The following is a 17468-nucleotide window of genomic DNA, read 5'->3' as shown; positions in this document are numbered from 1 at the left end:
GAATCTTTTTTGTACGCCGGCGCACCTTTGGCTCTTGCCGTTCATTCGCGGCGGCAAGGCGCCGATATGCTATTAGTAAGGTTTTATGAGAAAGGGGCAAGCGACATCATGCGAAGGCTGAAGTTTATTTACCGTTTTTATCTCAGACAACCGCTATGGTTTAGAATCTTGGCTCCGGCGGCCTTGCTTGCATCGATTTTTTTTAGCAGCTCGTTTTTCGCGGACGAATCGCTATACGACGGCTGGGCCAAGCTGGCCGCGGCCATTTTCTTTGGCGCGTGGGGCTCCCGGCTTCGGAGCAATCGGCAACTATTGATCGTTTTCTGCGCGCTCGCCGCGTTAAGTCTTTATTTAGCCGTAAGCGCCTTCTTTTAAGAAGGATAAGTCGCAGCAATAATCGAATTGATAATGTCGAGCCCTCAAGAAAAATGGGGAAACTTGTCGCAAACCACATGAAGGAGCATGGATCCGCATGTTTAGATTTAGGAGCCGCCTCGTATTCAAGCTGTCGGTCATGATATTGACGATCCTCGTCCTGTTGTCTTCCGCGTTGATCTATTTGCAAGTACGGAACACCAAGCAAGCCAGCGAGGAAGCGATCGGCAGCTTCGGCATGCACGTCGCCGAGGCGTATGCGGGGCAATTCGATATGGCCTCCTACGAGACTTATATCAAGGATGCGCAGGAGAACGATCTTTACTGGCGTCTGCGCGAAGCGCTGAACAGCTACAGGCTGAAAATCGGCGCGCTGTATGTGTACACGGTAAAAATCGACGAGCTGGGACAGCCGGTCATTCTAATCGACGGCCAGCCCAAGGACGAAGAGACGGCGTCTCCGATCGGCGAGGTCACCGACATGCCGAAGGAAGCGATCGACAATGTGCTGGCGGGCCATACGGCCAAGACCGGCATTCTTCATAACCCCACGTATGGCGATTATATCTCGGCTTACGCGCCGCTGCGGGGTTCGTCGGGCCAGGTAATCGGAGCCATCGGCATCGACACGGACGTATCCGTGTCCAATTCGATTTATCGCCAGGTTCTGGACAAGAGCACGTCTGTCTTCATCCTGATGGGTGCGCTTACGCTGGTCGTCTTTTTGCTAATTGCCTGGTTCATGTCCCGGGCGCTTCGGCCGCTCGGCACGATCGTGCGCGGAGCGGAGGCGATGGCCGTCGGCGATCTGGCGGAGGCGCAGCGGCAGCTTGGCGCCCGGCGCGTGCGGTCGAGGGACGAGATCGGGCAAGCGTACGCAGCGATGGCGAAAATGGCCGAGAGACTGGGCGTCACGCTCGGCAGCGTGCTGCGCGACGTGACGGCGACGACGGAGGAACTCGTGCGTTCGACCGACCAATTCGGTGCCGAAGCCAATCGTGTGGTTACGTTAAACGTGGAGCTTGAGCAATCGATCGCGCAGTTGGCCGACGGTGCGAGACATCAACGCACGGGGGCGGAGGAGAGCGCGAAGTCGATGGAGGAGATTTCGCTGGCCATCCAGCGCGTCGCCGAAGCGTCGGCGAGCGTCGCCGCGGCTTCCACGGACGCCCTGGCGACGGCGGAGCACGGCAGAAGCGCCATCCGCTGGCTCAAGGAACAGGTCGGCTCAATGTCCGGCGTCGCCGAGCAGACGACGGGCTCGGTTCAGGTGCTGAACGAATACATGCAGGAAATCAAGCCGGTCCTCCAGTCGATCGTGAGCAATGCGGATCGGACCAAGATTCTCGCGCTGAATGCGTCGATCGAGGCGGTGCGGGCGGGAGAGCATGGGGCCGGGTTCGGCGTCGTGGCCGGCGAGATCCGCAAGCTTGCGGAGGCGGCCGCGATGTCCGCGACACAGGTGACCTCGCTGCTCGAGCAGATCCGCCGCGAGTCGGCGCAGATCGGGGAGCGGATGGCGGAGGAAGCGCAGGAGATGGCGAAGGGCGTGGAGCTGTCCGGCGAAGTGGCGTCGCTATTCGACGATACGGTAGACCGGTTCGTATTCGTGAACGGCCATATCCAGGAGATCTCGGCTGCAGCGGAGCAGGTGCTTGCCGGCTCCGAGGAGGTCGCCGCGTCGGTCGAGCAGATGTCGCAGATATCGGCGGTCAGCGCGGACAGCACAATCTCCATACAGCGGATGTCGGGCGATCAGCTCGAGGCGGCGAGACGGATCGCCGATACGACGGAGCATCTTAAGCGGCGGGGCGTCGTATTGGAAGAAGCGGTCGCCAAGTTCAAGCTCTGATGCGGCTCGTGCCGCTCAGCGTTCGTTTCTCGCTTTAATGGTCCTGGCGTATTCGGAAGGCGTCATGCCGACGGATTGCTTGAAGTGACGCGAAAAGTAATGGACGCTGCTGTACCCGAGCAGGTTCGAGATCTCGGTTAAGTTATAGACTTCCTCGCGAATATAGCTTTTGGCGCGTTCGATCCTCAGCCGGTTGAGATACGCGATGATGCCCGTGCCGACCGTGCGCTTGAACAGGATGTTCAGCTGCGTGCGGCTCATGTTGAACTGTGCGGACAGACCGTCCAGCGTAATTTTGCCGGACAGATTCTGCTCGAGAAAAGCGATGATGCGCTTGCCCATGTGCGCGCTCTGATTCTCGGCGGTGGTGGACATGAGCTGCTCCTCCTGCTGCCTGGCAGGCCGCGCATTGCGGATGATGAGGATCAGCAGCTGCTCCAGATAGAGTTTGAACAGCTGCTCCGCGGCGAACGCGGCTTCCGGCCGGGGGACGATCGGGTACTGGTTCAGGCCAAAGGCATCCAGTCCCTCCTTCATCAGTCTCGCGAGCGCCGCATGCTCGGCTTGTCCGATGCGGAACAGCTTGTTTTCTTCGAAAAAGGCCATGGCTTCGTTGTCGCAGCGGAAGGTGACGATAAACAGATTGGGCGCCTTGCTGCCAGTGCTCTCCAGTTGATGGAATTCGTTCGGACTGTGCACGAGAATGTTGCCTTGGTTCAGCCGATAATACCCCGATCCCGTATTCGCGTTAACCTCGCCCTTGTCCACGTAGACGATCTCCCAGAAATCATGACTCTCCGCGACATACTGCTCGCGATTGGACTGCTCGAAGTAATAGCAGGTGTAAATGTCATTCACGACCAGCTGTTCGCGCAGCCGATGCTTGATAAAATCCATCCGTTTGTCCCCTCCGCCTTAAAGTATAAACTTTCCGTTCGATTATGCAAAAGGAAGTATAAAATTACCGACAAATTTTCTAAATCATGCCGCAGCGAAAGGGGCTATGATGAGGCTAGCTAGCTTACATAGCCAATGGCGGGCGTCGGCCCCGTCTTGGGGACACGAGGAGGGTATTGGACTTGGATATCGGCGTTATTCATACTATCGATACGAGCACGCAGGACAATATGTTTAAGGTCGTCAGCGATTACGGATTTAACGTATGCCAATTGAATTCGTGGAACATGGATTACTGTACGCGGGAAGTGGCCGAGCGGGTCGTCAAGGAAGCAGGCGAGGCGGGCGTTCGCATCTGCGCGGTATGGGCGGGCGTGCCGGGACCGGCGGAGTGGAACTTCACGCAGGGTCCGCTTACGCTGGGCCTCGTGCCCGAAGCTTACCGCGAGGAGCGGGTGAAGGCGCTGAAGGGTTGGGCGGACTTCGCGTCATGGATCGGCGCACCCGCGATCATCACGCATGTGGGATTTATCCCGGAAAATATGACGGATCCCGCGTACCCGGCGGTCGTCGAAGCCGTTCGCGAGGTCGCCGCGTACTGCGAGAGCAAGGGGATCGGCTTCTGGTTCGAGACGGGGCAGGAGACGCCGGTCGTACTGCTGCGCACGATCCAGCGGGTCGGCACGTCCAACCTCGGCATCAACCTCGACCCGGCCAACCTCATCTTGTACGGCAAGGGCAATCCGATCGACGCACTCGACACGATCGGCCCATACGTGCGCAACATCCACGTGAAGGACGGGCTGTACCCGACGAACGGCGACGACCTGGGCGAGGAAGTCCGCGCGGGCACGGGCAAGGTGAACTTCCCCGCGTTCGTGCGCAAGCTGAAGGAGATCGGCTTCGCAGGCGAGTACATCATCGAGCGCGAGATCTCGGGCGAAGCGCAGCGGCAGGACATCCTGCGCACGACGGGCGATCTGAAGCAGTGGCTGCAGGAGGCTTGAAAGGCGGCGAGTGGGGCCTGCGCACGGCGCAGCGGGGCATGACGGGGACGTCTGGCAGGCCTTAAAAGCCTTAAGATAGCCTTCCCGAGGCGTCGTTGCACGGAAAAAACGTGTAACGCTATGCCAATAAAGCGCATAAGGGCACTAACGCCGCCTCCGAGTCGCTCAAGGTGGTGCCGATAAGCGCATAAAGGCACTAACGCCGCCTCCGAGTCGCTCAAGGTGGTGCCGATAAGCGCATAAAGGCACTAACGCCGCCTCCGAGTCGTTCAAGGTGGCGCCGATAAGCGCATAAAGGCACTAACGCCGCCTCCGAGTCGTTCAAGGTGGCGCCGATAAGCGCATAAAGGCACTAACGCCGCCTCCGAGTCGTTCAAAGATGGTGCCAGGTACATTAACTTCTGTAGAGCAGTGGTTGATCGATGCCCGGCCCACAAATGCGCAAACGGCGCACTTCCATAGCGACAATGCTCCGCGCAACGGCACAACAAATACAAGGAAGCCGTCCCTCAGTCAGCGAACATGACTCGGGGACGGCTTCTTGGCGCTCGCGGGCGTCGTCAGCTTACTTTTTCAGCATATGGAACACTTGCTCGACGTCCTTGTCGCCGCGGCCGGACAGGTTGACGATGAGGATGTGGTCCCGCGTCAGCGTCGGCGCCAGCTTCTTGGCGTGAGCGACCGCATGCGCGCTTTCCAGCGCGGGCACGATGCCCTCCGTGCGCGACAGCTCCTGGAACGCCGCCAGCACCTCGTCGTTGGTGACCGTCACGTATTCCGCGCGGCCGGACACCTTCAGATGGCTGTGCTCCGGCCCGATGCCCGGATAATCGAGCCCGGCGGCGATCGAGTAGGTTTTGCGCGGCTCGCCTGCCTCGTCCAGCAGCACCAGGCACTTGAAGCCGTGGATGATGCCCGGCACGCCCTCGGTCAGCGTAGGCGCCTGGTCCGGCTCGACCCCGATCAGGCGCACGCCCGGCTCGTCGATGTAGTGCGCAAACGCACCGATCGCGTTGCTGCCGCCGCCCGCGCAGGCGATGACGGCATCCGGCAGCCGGCCTTCCTTCTCCAGAATCTGCCGCTTGGACTCCTCGCTGATGATCGCCTGGAAATGCTTGACCATTTTCGGGAACGGATGCGGCCCGACGGCCGAGCCCAGCAGATAGAACGTATTCTTATAGTTCTGCACCAGATCGCCCAGCGCCTCGTCGACCGCGTCCTTCAGCCGGCCCTGCCCCTTGTCGACAGGGATAACCTTCGCGCCGAGCAGCTCCATGCGGAACACGTTCAGCGCCTGACGCCGCGTATCCTCGGCCCCCATGTAGATGACGCAGTCCATATTGAACATCGCGCAGGCCGTCGCCGTCGCGACGCCGTGCTGTCCGGCGCCCGTCTCCGCGATGATGCGCTTCGCGCCCATCCGCTTGGCGAGCAGAATCTGGCCGATGGCGTTGTTGATCTTATGCGCGCCCGTATGGTTCAGGTCCTCGCGCTTGAGATAGATCTTGGCGCCGCCCCAGGCATCGGTCAGACGCTCCGCGTAGGTCAGCGGGCTCTCCCGTCCGACGTACTCCTTCAGGTAATACTGCAGCTCCTCGTTGAATGCCGGATCGTCCCGGAACTTGTAAAATTGCTCGCTGAGATAGCTCAGCACTTCCTGTAATTCCGGCGGCACGAAGCTGCCTCCGAACTCCCCGAAGTATCCTTCCTGCAGCGTCTCTTGGCTCATGCAAGCGCCTCCAATGGTAAGATTTCTCGCTTTTCTATACAAGCGTATCACATAAAAATCGCGGGCAGAAGCCTCAAAATGGCGGAGACAAGCACAAGCTATACTACCGCTGCGTCAGAACCTCAGGTCGCCGAAAGAAGGGACTGCTTGGCTGGGATTACGCTGCCCGTTGATAGGCGCGATACAGCAGTACGGCGGCTTCCGCTCGAATCGCCTGGGCATCAGGATCGATCCTGATGCCCGAGCCCTCCACCAGCCCGGCGGCGGCAAGGTTTGCAATGCTGCTCCGGAACGACTTCCCGATACGATCCGCATCTTTAAACCGGCTCAAGCCTTCATTCGAGGCGGCACTCGATCGGCCGAGCGCCGCCAATGCCCGCTCCGTCATAGCCATCATTTCTTGCCTCGACAGTATTGCCGTCGGGGTAAAGCGATTGTTGCCGTTCCCCTTCACGATGCCCAATGCTCTGCAGACGCCCAACGCCTGATCATAATCGTCCGAAGACTGGACGTCATCGAAGCGGACTGCCGGCTGCGCGGCCAGTCCGAGCGTGTTCACGAGCATGACGGCGTATTCCGCGCGGGTGATCGCTTGCTGCGGCGCGAACCGGTCTGCCGAGACACCTTGCAGCGCGCCTTTAGAGGCGAGCGCTTCAATGCCGGCTTTAGCCCAAGGATAGCGTTCCAGATCGATAAACCGCTTAACGACGAACGCAGGGGCATACTGCGAGAAATGTGTAGTCGTAAAAACAACCGATCCCAAGCTGCCGTCATACCGTCCGCTCGGGATCGGATGGATGCGGCCTTCCTCATCCAGGTAGACGATGATGATATGCTCCGGCGCTGTGCGCTCTGCTTCCGTCGGCGTGTAGGGAATGGACACTTTTACCTTGACCTCGGGGTTGTTCCAGTCCAGCTTCTTTCCGTCTGCCAGCAGGCTGATCTCAAGGATCGTCCTGTCGCCGACAAGTTCCAGCGCCTCTTTGCCTAATGCGGATGGGTTCCCTTTTTCAATTCGCAGCGATACTTTGCCGGATTCCCCGTAGCCGAGTTTCTCCAGCATATTGCCGGGAATCGATATCATCCCGAGCCCGGTTTTCACGGTCACGATGTTGTCGGCCGTTCCGTGGGTTAAATAAGCCGTATCGAAATCGAGCGAATAGGAGGCGGCGCCCTCCACTGCCGGAATGTCCACCGTTACCGTCTTTATGCCGCTGTCGTTGGCAAGTTCGGCGGCAAAAGCCTGATCTAGCAAGCCGGATGCCAGATCGACGGCTAGATTGCCTGAGGTCTTATCCAGCTTTAAAGGGATCGACACTTGACCGGCATGGGCTTCCACAGGCGACTTTGCGCTTGAAACGATAGGTCCGGGGGACGTACTCGGCTCGGGCGATGCGCTCGGCTCTGGTGACGTACTTGGCTCAGGCGATGTGCTCGGCTCTGGTGACGTACTCGGTTCAGGCGACGTACTTGGCTCAGGCGACGTACTCGGCTCGGGCGATGTGCTCGGCTCAGGCGACGCGCTTGGCTCAGGCGTCGCGGTCGGCTCAGGCGAAGTGCTCGGCTCCGGAGTCGGGTTTGATTCAGCCGGTTCAGCCCTGACATAGTCGATGTAGAAGAATCCCGCCCAAGGACCGGCATAGTAGGCCAGATCCTTGCCCCGATACGAGATCTCGATGCTCTGCACTTGGTTGCGGCCGGCGAACGACGAGATATCCGCGGCGACGTGTGTCCACTCGCTCTCCAGGCTCGTCTCCTGCTCGGACGCAAAGGACGTGCCGTCCGCGGCCGTCAGCTTGATCCGGGTCAGGTAACGGGAAGAGGTCCCGCCCCAGCCGTATAATTCATATCGGACGGTATCGTAGCCGCTGAAGTCTACGGGCTGCGAGAACGTCTTGACGACCTTGCTCTCGCTGGTTGCCGCCTCGGGCGACTTGGCGCTCTCCAGCATGTAGAGACCATGGTTCGCCGCCGCGGGAAAAGCGTGATGCGTAGAATCGGTCTGTACCGACTGCACATAAGCGGTCTGGCTGCCGGCGGTCCAGCCATCCGTCCGGCCGTTCTCGAAGTCTCCCAGCACCCTCAAGCCGTCGGCTTCGACGTAATCCGGCAGGTTTACCTCTGTCAGCTCATACGTGTACACGGTGCCGTTTAACGTCAGTTTCAGCATGCCGCGCTCGTAGTTCTCGATCGCAAGACCCGTGATCGTCGTCTCGATGTCCGCCCGCTCGCCGTAGGCGAGAGATACCGGGCTGCCTGTCTTGTCCAGCTCGACGCCGTGTATCCCGGCGATGCCGATCGTGCCGGCATACATCCGATTGCCTTTGTTCTGTATATGGATCGTCAGCTTATCGCCGACCTGAAGCGAGTCTCCGCGATCCAGCGAGACTGTCAGGTTCGACAGGTCGGCGTCAGCCGCGACGGACAATTCGTCGACCAGGAGCGCACCGCTCGTCCAGGCGACGGCACGCTCGGGCCGCGCCCAGATCTTGATCCGATCGACGCTGTCAGCGCCGTCCCAGCCGCCCAGGTCCAGCCCAACCTCATTCCAGGTGTCCGCCGCCCCCGTCACGGCGCCTTCAACGACTTTATCTCCGCTGTAAGCGCGGATCATGAACGCCGCCCGTTCTCCGGCGACGATGCCTTCGGCTTTGACGAAGGTCTTGACGATCGGCGTGTCCGTCAAGTCGAGGGGGGCGTCCCATTGCCGGGCCACCCCTTTAAAGTCCTTTAAAGGCGAGGCGACGACGGCTGTGCGCAGACTGGCCGCTCCCGCTGCTTTGTCTGTCGTATCCAACGTCAGATCCGCAACATTGTCGGTGTCCTGCCAGCCATTCCAGTCGTCGTCCAGCCCATCGAGCGTCACGGCGCCGGTCGTCCTCGAGACCTGTCCCGCGGGAGCTTCGGCCCTGACTGGCCGTGATTCCAGCAACTGCGGATCGAATCCCGGAATGATCTCGCTCCAATCGTCCACGCCGATGATGCTCTTAGCGAATTCAGTCGCAGACAGCGACTCATCCGTATCGATCTGCCTGAACACGTCATAGATCAGCTTCTCCGTCCCCGGCGAGTTAAGCGATCCCGGCAGATTGGTCCACATCCCCAGGTTCAACCCGCCCTCACCCGCGTGGTCGACATGGCGGGACAGAATGAAGGCGTCGATCTGCGGGAGCGACTTGACCTTGTAATACGCATAGGCGAATGCGGCGGCCTGCACCCGCTGATCCTCCATGCTGTTCGTCCCGCTGTGGAAGCCTTGCTCCGACAAGATCACGCGGCGCTGGCCGCCCTGATATTGAAGCTGCGGACGTTGCAAGTAACCGGTCAGCACCTGCAGATTACGGAATGTGATCCGGTAAGTATCGAAGGTGTCGGTCGCGGTGGCGTCCGCCCATGTGCGCGGATTGAACAGGTCTTCGGGATATGGGTGGAAGGCGACGTTCCAACCGTAATCTCCGCCATCTTTCGCTACCTGGCCCAGTGTGTCTACGAGCGTCTTGTTACTGTATCCCCACAGCGAATCCGGCATATGCCCATCGTTCCAGAAGTGGTCCAGCGATACATACACCCGGGCATTGGCCGACTTGCTTTTCACGATATTGTAGGTCAGTCGCAGCGTGCGCTCGTATTGTCGGACGTAATCGTCCAAAAGCCGCGGCCCCATGTTGTTCCATACCTGGTTGTTGCCCACTTCATTGCCGACGATAAAGCCCATTAGTCTGCCGTAGGCCCGGTCCTCGCGCGAATACCGCTCCGCGAGGAAGCTCGTGATCGCCTTGTAATAATCGACACCGGTTTCGTTCGTCAAGTTCGGAGCGAATACGGTGCCGTCCGGCGTACTGTCGGGGTGAACGATGTCCCGATTGGGAGAGTCCGGGTCGTCCATGTTCGTGCGCATCACGAGCAGGATCGCAGTGACGGCCATGCCGTTTTCCGTCATCGACTTGATGTTGGCATCGTAAAGATCCACCGCCGATTTGCGGAAATAGTACGTTTTGCCCTCGAATGCGTACGGCAGCGTGTCCGTGCCATGATCGCTCAACGTCAAAAGTTGGTTGTACGGAATGTTGATCGCGGCGTGCTGCGCGCCCTGGCGTTCGGCGTCGGTCAGCAGCAAGACATCCTGCCCTTTGATACTCGCGGTAGCCGTGTATGGGTAGGTATGCTCCGCCAGCATTTCCGGGTTCGTTATATATTTGGGCGTATCGACTAGGAGGTAGGTACCGCCATCGCGCAGCACGACCGCGAATTTGGAGAACAGGCGGGAGACTCCGTCTTCGACCGCTTGAAAAGCAAGCTGGAATGCGGTCTCCGCGGCTTGTGTATCGAGTGCCGTCAGCTCGCTGTAATCAACGGTTTTTTCGTCGGCATACAGCGGCAGCTCGAACACCTGGACCTCCGCGGACGGATGAGCGGCGAGGGATTCGGACTTCACGCTGCCGTTGAAGGCTACTGTCTCTTTGTCGTTTTTTATTAAAGCGCTTTCAATTCGACCTTGATAATCGTATGCATCCAAAGTTTGCAGCGAGAATTCGATTTTGTCGATATCCAGCGTCGAACCGGCGCCTGCGGCGATCGCGGGAGAGAAGCGGAGGCGATCGATTGTGCCCTGCCAGGCGGCGCTGGATATCCCGAAGGTGTAGTCGGCGTAGTCGGTCGAATTCGACCAATCGAACAGCATCGATTTGGACTCGTCCCAGCTTTGATCCTGCTCGGTAATCCAGGAGATCCGCATCTTATCAGCTCCCGTGTCGTTTTTCATTCTCAGCTTCACGACATTGCGCTTGGCTGCGTCCAGCTTCAGCGCAGGGGATTCGATATACGTATCGGACGGATCGGTCAACGTATACTGCAGCGCATGCTGGCCCGACGTCAACGTGCCGCCCCGGACCGTGAAGCCTTCCGTCACACCCGTGATGTCGAAATCCAGATTGGCCGCCTGGGAGGCGCTCAGGTAGTCCAGTTGAAGCCTGCCGTCCCAGTAGTCGTAGCCGGGTTCTCCCGGCGACATGCCGGCCAGATCGTAATTTTTCATATAGGAAAATTCGATCCGGTCGATGCTGCTCCTCGCGGCCCACTCATGAATATCGAAGTAGACGATATTCCATTTGAGTCCGATGGTCGCCACGGCCTCATAGGTGTCGGTGCCGCTCGTCAATTTGATTCGCAAAAAGTAGTCGTCCTGCTTCCATCCCCAAATATTCGCCGCCACCGCCATAAAATTGGTCGCCGAAAGGTCGAGGGGGACGTCGAAGGTCCGGTAGATCGTCCGCCATTCGTAAGCCTTGACTTGCTGCGGTACAACCTCCAGCACGCCGGCACCCTCATAAGGCAGCCCCGGCGTGTTCAGAAGGGTCGTCGCATAGTTGGCCTGCTGTACGTTCGATCCGGCTTGCCATTGCGCAGCCTGCTCCGCCGTGTTGAAATCGTTGATGACCTGCTGCGCATAGATGGCGTCGCCCGTCGTGGCGCGGACAGGCGCGAGCGTCGGGTCGTAAGCGCCCGCGGACGTCCGCCCGGACGGTAGGAGCAGTTGTACGGCCATGGACAATACGAGCAGCGTCGAGATTAAGCTTCTTCTTTTCCTCATCTTCATCACACCTTTCGAATTGGTACAAGCAGTCCCGCCACTTCAAGACCTTGCTATAGTCCGGTCAGGCAGTTGCTGTTAGCGGTTCCTCACCTCCTTTGTCAAAAAAACGCCCGGCTCCTGTCGGAAACCGGGCACGCAGTCTGCGGCGTTTGATTTTTAGGCGAACGTCAGCACGATCTGCACCTCGCGGCTCGGATCGTCGATCTCTACCGTCTCCGACGCAGCGTGGTAGGTACCGACGGAGGTCCGCATCGCCTGCATGCCGCTAGGATGCGGCAGACGGATCTTGACCTTGCCGGGTCGGCGTTCGGCATCGAAGACAAGATGCGCCGTTATCGTGCCTTCCGCGATGTCGGAGCGGATGTCCATGGAGAAATGCCCGAAATGACTGGCTGCGTCGCGAACCGATATCTCCTTGCCCTGCTCCAGCCATGCCCGCGGGATACCCGGCAGCAGCCGCAGTGTCCGCTCCTCCTCGAGATAGAGCATCCACCGGCACTGCATCAGAAACCAGCCTTCCTCGTGCGTTTTGTGCGGGCTCACATGGAAATAGTGCTCCCAGAACGTATAGGTCTCCCTGTCCGCAAGCCCGGCTACGCCGTTGTAGAAAGCCTTAAGAAATGGCTTCGTCTCGCCGCGCTTGAGGTGTATCCAGGGATGCACGCTGTAATACGGCTGGCTCAGCGCGACATTCTTCATGCACATCAGCTCGTTGTGGAAGCTGAGCAGGAATCCGGCTTCGACGGAGTCCGGCGCCAGCACCTCTTGGATGACCAGATACAGCGGCCCGAGCAAGGAATCCCGTACGACCATAGAACCGTGCGTCCCCCACTTGCCGCCGTCCGCATAGAGAGAGACAGGTCCTCTGTAGTTGGCCCAGGGCGGGCAGGTCGGCACCCAACTGCCGTCTCCTAGCGGCACGACGGGGGAGTTCGCAAGCGATTCCCGGATCGAGGTTAGAATGTCCTGCTTGAGCGCCTCCGCGTCCGCGCCGACCGCGTCCGCGAGCGGGTCGCCGATCTCCGACAGCATCTCGGCCAGACGCTTCAATCCCGCATGCGCGAAGCCGTTCAGCATATAAGAACGGAAGGGATCCTCGGGATCGGCCGTCTTGCCTTCAAGCATGCCATAGCCGCGTCCTCGCAGTTCCTCCCGCAGATTGCGGTCCCGCCAGCCTTTCAAATATTCATAAGCCTTGCGCATCTGCGGCTGGATACGCGTCAGCCACGCCTTGTCCCGAACATATCGGTAATGCTCGCCCAGGACGTACAAGGCGGCGCCGGTCTCCAGCATGTAGCCGTTGAAGTTCTGAATAAATCCGTCCTCATGCTGCTTGTCCAGAAAAAATTGCAGCGCGCGCTCGGCGGTGCGATGCGCGCCCATCGAATCGAGATACTGAATGATCGGCGAGCTCTCCGAGCCGATGGCCGTATATACGCCGATCGTCGGCACGAGCGTCCGGTCCGGCTCCCGGCCGTAGCAGACGAGATCCAGATGCAGGTAGCCTGCTTTCATCATCTCCTCGATCCTCGGCTCGGGGAGTCGGACTTGCATCGCGCCATCCAGCTTGGCTTGCCAGAATGCGAGGCATTCCCGATGCCGGAGCTCGAAGCTTTGCTGCGCCAGCAGCAGCGCCCGCTCCCTGGAGACCGGCGTGTGGGGAATATAGAACTCGAAGGTAACCGACTCCCCTGGCGTCAACAGGACCGCGATCTCCTCCTGGGGCAGCGGCCGCCCGTCCAGCTTGGACGCGACGAAGACGCGGCCCGATTCAAATACGCCGAACCCGCCGTCGCCTTCGAACGTGTACGCTGCGTTCAAAGGAGCAGGATTTTTAAACCAGGCGTAGCGAGGCACCTTGCCGAGATTCGTAGCGGTGGTCTTGGAGTAGTAGACCGTCTCCTCCGGGCGATCCGGATCGGTCTCGGCGAGTCGCTCCCAGCTCTCCTCTTGCTCCGGCGTGAACATGTATCCGACGCTTGCGCGATCGGCGGCCAGGTAATGTGTGCCTTGCAAGGTATCGGCCGTAAACGGAATCGCTTCATAGGAAACGAAAGCGACATTGTCGTAGACGATATCATCGTCGCGGATCGAGCCGTGCGCGATCGGATAGACGCGCTCCTCCAGACTGCGCGTGACCCGGTATTCGGCGCCCATCCCTCGTCCGAGCAAGTAGTAATAGAGGACGGGCGCATCGCCCGTCTCCGGCAGCTGGTTGATGCGGGCGGGGTAGCGGGGACGCACGCAGTCCCACGACCGGATATTGTCGTTGTCCCCGACGCCGCGAAAGTCCGCTTCGAACAATCTCGCGTCCCGCGACAACCCCAGCCAGATCGGACAGGTCAGCGGTCTGCCCGCTTCGGCGGCGCGTTCGAACGACTCCTCCGGTTCTGCTTCGATCTGCTGAAGATTCGTGCGCAGTCCGCTGGACGCGATCCGTTCGGCAATTTCTCCGTACGATTCCGCATGCGACGCTTCCGTCACGATTACGCCGTAAGCAGGAATATAGATCGGATAGGCCCGGCTGACATCCCGCAGGAAAAAGCTGAACGCATGCCGCGTGCTGCGCACGGACACAATCGTCGCATATGCGCCCTGGCCCGCGTTTTCGTCGCCCAGCTCCAGTTCAAGCCTGCCCGGGCCCTGCAGCGCGAACCTTCCTTCGGCAGGGATGCAGCTTCCCTGCCCGGCCGTTACTTCCAGGCGCTCCAGCTTGCCGTACTCAACGGCGATCGAGCCGTCGCCGACGCTGTCGTTCCATAAAATTGCGATTTTTATCAAGTCTAGACCTCCAATACCTGAGTTACGATTGAATAAGATACGCTTCGGCGGATCGCTTCACGGCGCAGGCGCGCGCAATAGCAACCGCGGCGGTTGCGTCAGTCCCGACGGGACCAGCTTGTAGGCTTCGCTGAATGCGTCGCCCTCCGTCAGCCAATGGCCGGGCCCGTACGCCGCGCTGTACAGCGGTTCCATATGGAGCGGCCCGAACGTATTTCGACGGGTCAGCACGACGTCCAGCAGCAGCGGCTCGTCCGCGCCGACGATACCCGCCACGTCTGCGACGTTAGGCCGCCAGGGAATCGTGACGCTGCCCGCCGTCCGGTTGCCCGCTCTCAGACAGCCGCCTTCGTAAGCGGGCACTTCCAGCTGGACCGCAGCGTCAGGCACGCTGTCCAGATGCCGCTTCGCCTGCTCTGCATAGGCGCCCCACTCGAACGCGTAGGTGACGGTGCCGCCGTAGAACGGCAATCCCTGAGGCGCGAGATCGCCGATGGCCAGCCGCTCCGGCAAGGCGCAGACGGTCTTGTCCGCGCCCTGCACCCGAACGCCGAACGGGCCGAGCAGGTAGATCGCCTCGAGATCGACGCTGGCATCGAAGTCGACTTCAATCTCGATTTGATTGAGTCCCGGCTGCAGGCCGGCCGGCGGGATGTCCAGTTTGCGGAACACCGGGTCGACCCACCAGCCCGCGTCACCGCCTGCGAGCTTGCGGCCGTTCAGGCGGATCCGTTTCTGCCCCGGCCGCTCGACCGCAAGATGCCACCCATCTGCACCGCCGCTTGCGACCGCTTCGTCCACGTCGAACGAATACCGGAGGGTCAGACGATGCGTCTGGCGCGCCGTCCCGGCGCGGGTCTGGATCGCATACCAGGGCTGGACCATGTCGCCGGAGCGGTAGGCGTAGCCCAGCTCCCGGCGAACGGCGCGGTCCAGCTTCAGAATCTCCAGCGTCTCCCGCCATTCGCCGCCGTCCAGCTTGTACGACGCGCGATCGAGCACGCACACATTCGGCTCGTCCAGCGAATAGGCGAAGTCGCCTTCCCATTCATATGCCGCCACGGTCTGCAGAACCGGCCGTACGGTCGGCGCCTCCGGCGGCGCGCCGCCGAATACGTATACCTTCTCGCCAGCCGCGGCGAAGTCGGCGGTCAACTCGATCGCGCCGTCCAGGCTTGTGGCATCGGTCGCGATCCGTTCGCCCGTTTCGCAATTCCATTCCTCCACATGGCCTTGGTACGGCAGCCGGAGCCTGACGCCCGCATAGGCCGTCTCGCGGTTGACGTTTAGCAGGACGACGTACGTATGCGTCTCGTCACGGCGCACTTGCGCATACAGATCCGCGATCGGCTCGCCCGACGCGTCGACTGCGGCGATGCGGCCGCCCGCGAGGTGCGTACCTACGGCTGCGATGCCCGCTTCGTCGAGCGGCACCCGCACCGAGCCCGCCGCCAGCGTCCCGCCGTCCTCGGACGGCACGGCGTCGACATAGCCCGGCGCTTCGCCGGCGAAGACGACGACGCCTCCGGCCTGCCGGAACAGCGCCAGCTGCCTGAGCGTCGACGCGCGGATCGTCGTCAGTCCCGCGACCAGCACCGTGCCGTAGACGGCGTTGCCGACACGGAACACCGCACGGCCCGCTGCGTCGCGCTCGACGGCGGAAAGTCTTTGCAGCATCTCCTCGTCGCCGTAGTCGAAGTCGATTCGCGCGCACGAGAGCCAGTTGAACACGTTGGCGAAGTCGGTCTCCAGCCGGCGGATCTCCGCCGTATTGCCCGCCAGGGTGTCGGCCCAGCCGGCATGCACCTGGCACCACACGCTCTCGACGGGATGGATGACCAGCAGGTCGCAGACTGGCTCGCCGTGCGTCATGACTGCGCCCAGACGCGCGAAGTACGTTTCTACAACCTGATAATCCCGCCACCAGGCCGACTGATAAGAGATGCTGGCGGGGTAATCCCGCTTGGACTCGCCCTCCATCGTGTACCAGGACAGATGGTGGCAGCGCAGGTTAATGCCAAGCAGCGTCTGCCAATTGCCGACCGCCTTGTGCGCCTCGAGCGGCATCTGCCAGCCCGTGCAGCCATACAATTCAGACATGAGCCACTTGCGCCCGATCTGCCTGGCGACGGAGGACAGCTGCTTGGCCACCCAGAAGCAGCGGTTGCCCTCCGTCAACACGTCGATGCCCGGATATTCCATATGCTCGTAGCAGCGCATGACCGAACCGACCATGGCCGTCTGGGCGGACAGCGAGTCCTCGTGAAGCAGGTGTCCGGTTAGGATCAGCTTGTTTGCCCGGCACCACTCGTCGAGCGGTTTTACATAGTTGTCCAGAAAAAGCTCCTGCAGCAGATCCACGATATGCCATTTCACCTGGGATACGCTGCGTCCCTCCGGACGGAAAAACACTTCCGGCAGCCGGTCGCGCAGATCGTAGCCGAACTTGGCTTCGAAGCGTTCGAATAGGTCATACGTCCATGGCAGCATATGCTGCGGATCGGCGTTGGCGACGTTGAAGTTCGTCATCAGGGGCCCTCGATGCGGTTCGTCGGTGAAAATGCCCGTGATGGCGTTCCCGAACAGCTCGCCCATGCGCGCCTTGTACTGCGCGTGCGTGACGGTGATGAACGCTTCCGTCGCTTCGCGGTTCATCGTGTCCACATAGGTCTGCCCGTTGTAGAAGCTCTCCGGTGCCATCTCCTCGATCTCAAAGGAGAGCGTGACATAGCCGGGCCTCGGTGCCGCGTCTTCGCCGGGGGTCAGCCTGCGGCCGTCGTAATAGGCGCCGTCCTCCAGCCGGCACTCGAAGGCCGCGATCCACGTCTCCCGCCACGGGCAGAACGGCTCTGCGACGATCCGCATCTTCACGAACTTCATGCGGAATCGCGGCTCCGCCGTGACCTTGCCGCCCGCCGTGCCGCTGGGCCAGCGGTCCTCGTCGTAGAGCCATGCCTCCATGCCTCGCCGCTGCGCTTCCTCCGCACAGATACGCGTCAACTCGAACCATTCTTCGCCCAGATATTCCGTGATGAGCCCGGTGCGGGCATGCATGAAAAATCCGCCGAAGCCCATCTGCTCGAACACGTCGATCTGTCGAAGCAATTCCTCTCGGTCCAGCTCTCCGTTCCAAGACCAGAAAGGCTTGCCGCGATAAGCGGGGCCGGGGTTGACGAACGTGCCGTACAATTGTTCCTTCATGTCCGATAGGCTCCTTATAAGCTCCGTTGTGCC

General features: G+C 60.6%; 7 protein-coding genes. 2 read left to right on the top strand and 5 right to left on the bottom strand.

Annotated features, from left to right (window positions below; all coding sequences use genetic code 11):
* Window positions 1-472 precede the first annotated feature (472 nt).
* On the top strand, window positions 473-2227 hold the full coding sequence (locus KB449_RS29075; protein ID WP_282911693.1) for a methyl-accepting chemotaxis protein: 1755 nt from the start codon (window positions 473-475) through the stop codon (window positions 2225-2227).
* 15 nt (window positions 2228-2242) lie between these two features.
* Here KB449_RS29075 and KB449_RS29070 read toward each other — a convergent pair whose 3' ends face one another.
* Window positions 2243-3124, bottom strand: coding sequence for an AraC family transcriptional regulator (locus KB449_RS29070; protein WP_282911692.1), 882 nt, complete (start codon window positions 3122-3124; stop codon window positions 2243-2245).
* Window positions 3125-3306: 182 nt separating this feature from the next.
* Here KB449_RS29070 and KB449_RS29065 point away from each other — a divergent pair, with 182 nt between their 5' ends.
* Window positions 3307-4131: a sugar phosphate isomerase/epimerase family protein gene (locus tag KB449_RS29065; RefSeq protein WP_282911691.1), complete on the top strand. Its 825-nt coding sequence runs from the start codon at window positions 3307-3309 to the stop codon at window positions 4129-4131.
* A 565-nt stretch (window positions 4132-4696) separates the two neighbouring features.
* On the opposite strand, the gene trpB is transcribed toward KB449_RS29065, so the two are convergent.
* The 4 genes from trpB to KB449_RS29045 all read right to left on the bottom strand — a co-directional run bounded on the left by trpB (window position 4697) and on the right by KB449_RS29045 (window position 17435).
* On the bottom strand, window positions 4697-5860 hold the full coding sequence (gene trpB / locus KB449_RS29060; RefSeq protein WP_282911690.1) for a tryptophan synthase subunit beta: 1164 nt from the start codon (window positions 5858-5860) through the stop codon (window positions 4697-4699).
* A gap of 157 nt (window positions 5861-6017) precedes the next feature.
* A complete protein-coding gene (locus KB449_RS29055) occupies window positions 6018-11450 on the bottom strand; it encodes a DUF5722 domain-containing protein (RefSeq protein ID WP_282911689.1) in 5433 nt (1810 codons plus the stop codon).
* Between the two features lie 159 nt (window positions 11451-11609).
* A complete protein-coding gene (locus KB449_RS29050; RefSeq protein ID WP_282911688.1) occupies window positions 11610-14234 on the bottom strand; it encodes a glucosidase family protein in 2625 nt (874 codons plus the stop codon).
* 57 nt (window positions 14235-14291) lie between these two features.
* Entirely contained in the window at window positions 14292-17435 is a 3144-nt protein-coding gene (locus tag KB449_RS29045) for a glycosyl hydrolase family 2 protein (RefSeq protein ID WP_282911687.1), read from the bottom strand.
* Window positions 17436-17468: the final 33 nt, after the last annotated feature.

It is taken from the genome of Cohnella hashimotonis (genome assembly GCF_030014955.1).
GTDB lineage: Bacteria > Bacillota > Bacilli > Paenibacillales > Paenibacillaceae > Cohnella > Cohnella hashimotonis.
Note: the sequence above shows the minus strand (reverse complement) of the source record. Positions and strands in the feature narration are given on the sequence as shown.

What these genes read in the sequence shown, in the direction of transcription:
- KB449_RS29055 (WP_282911689.1), bottom strand. Translation starts at nt 11,450, where the DNA reads ATGAGGAAAAGAAGAAGCTTAATCTCGACGCTGCTCGTATTGTCCATG.
- KB449_RS29075 (WP_282911693.1), top strand. Translation starts at nt 473, where the DNA reads ATGTTTAGATTTAGGAGCCGCCTCGTATTCAAGCTGTCGGTCATGATA.
- trpB (WP_282911690.1), bottom strand. Translation starts at nt 5,860, where the DNA reads ATGAGCCAAGAGACGCTGCAGGAAGGATACTTCGGGGAGTTCGGAGGC.
- KB449_RS29045 (WP_282911687.1), bottom strand. Translation starts at nt 17,435, where the DNA reads ATGAAGGAACAATTGTACGGCACGTTCGTCAACCCCGGCCCCGCTTAT.
- KB449_RS29070 (WP_282911692.1), bottom strand. Translation starts at nt 3,124, where the DNA reads ATGGATTTTATCAAGCATCGGCTGCGCGAACAGCTGGTCGTGAATGAC.